The organism is Candidatus Palibaumannia cicadellinicola (assembly GCF_002855795.1).
GTDB classification, from domain to species: domain Bacteria; phylum Pseudomonadota; class Gammaproteobacteria; order Enterobacterales; family Enterobacteriaceae; genus Baumannia; species Baumannia cicadellinicola_C.
This window is the reverse complement of sequence record NZ_NJPO01000158.1, coordinates 1-1,075: the sequence shown is the minus strand read 5'-3', so window position 1 is coordinate 1,075 and position 1,075 is coordinate 1. Positions and strand designations below refer to the sequence as shown.

Genomic DNA, 1,075 nt, shown 5'->3' with positions numbered 1-1,075 from the left:
CTTTGGTCTTAGGATAGTTATCCAAATAGTTTGAAAAAATTTTTTTTTTGATGTTTATCAAATAATTAAACAGAAGAATAAGATAAACTATTTAGATAAATTTATCTGTATAGTGTGTTGACACTAATGAAAAATATTGTGTTAATACTGATAATAAGTCTTGTATTAGCAAGTAGTGCTTCAGCTGTTCAATTTACTGAAGGTAAAGAATATATTTGTCTCAATAAGCCTGCTACCTGTGAAGCACAGGTTTTGGAATTTTTCTCTTTTGACTGCCAGCACTGCTATCAATTTGAGCAGGTGTATCATATTTCTAGTAACGTCAAAAAATTATTGCCGGCTAATACAACAGTTACTAAATACCATGTCAACTGCCTAGGACCGCTGAGTAAACAGCTTACCCAGGCCTGGGCAGTAGCAATGGCGCTAGGCGTAGAAGATAAAGTAAGCCAGCTAATGTTCTCTGCCGTGCAGAATACCCAGTCTGTGCAAACGCCAGACGATATCAGAATGGTTTTTATTAAAGCGGGTGTAAGCCCTAAAGAGTATGATTGGGCATGGAATAGCTTCGTAGTAAAATATTTACAGAGACAGCAAGAAAATGCCGCTATTGATTTTCAATTACGTGGAGTACCAGCTATTTTTATCAAAGGAAAATATATGATTAAAAATGATGGATTAGATATGAGATCAATAGATCTTTACATGAAACAATTTAGCGATGTAGTTACGTTTCTACTGACTCAGTAGTTTTTGTTTATATCAGCTCATGGCTTACTAGATAAGCGGTTAGAGTTTCAAACTCATAACTTAGGATTATCTAAGTCTAAGGTTATGGCACGTGCTTCGCTTTCTAGCAGTACTGGGATGTTAGCACGAATTGGATAAGCTAGTCCATCTGATTGACAAATCAGCTCTTGCTGTTCTTTGTTAAAGTCAAGTTTGCCGTTACATACCGGGCAAGCAATTATTTCTAATAATCGATTATCCATCATATCTCCAGAAAACAGGACAAAAGTAAATCTAGTAGAAAATAGTATGGCGTAGTTTGATTCTAGCACTCACACGCACTGCA

At 35.8% G+C, this 1,075-nt stretch carries 2 protein-coding genes; one reads left to right on the top strand and one right to left on the bottom strand.

The features are described from left to right. Positions 1-126: 126 nt before the first annotated feature. A complete protein-coding gene (gene dsbA / locus CEX73_RS02885) occupies positions 127-750 on the top strand; it encodes a thiol:disulfide interchange protein DsbA (RefSeq protein ID WP_101627083.1) in 624 nt (207 codons plus the stop codon). Between the two features lie 53 nt (positions 751-803). Here dsbA and CEX73_RS02880 read toward each other — a convergent pair whose 3' ends face one another. Beyond that, positions 804-992: a Trm112 family protein gene (locus CEX73_RS02880; protein WP_101627082.1), complete on the bottom strand. Its 189-nt coding sequence runs from the start codon at positions 990-992 to the stop codon at positions 804-806. Positions 993-1,075 lie beyond the last annotated feature (83 nt).

Bases quoted from the DNA above. Each gene is read 5' to 3' on its own strand.
- dsbA (WP_101627083.1), top strand. From the start codon at position 127: ATGAAAAATATTGTGTTAATACTGATAATAAGTCTTGTATTAGCAAGT.
- CEX73_RS02880 (WP_101627082.1), bottom strand. From the start codon at position 992: ATGGATAATCGATTATTAGAAATAATTGCTTGCCCGGTATGTAACGGC.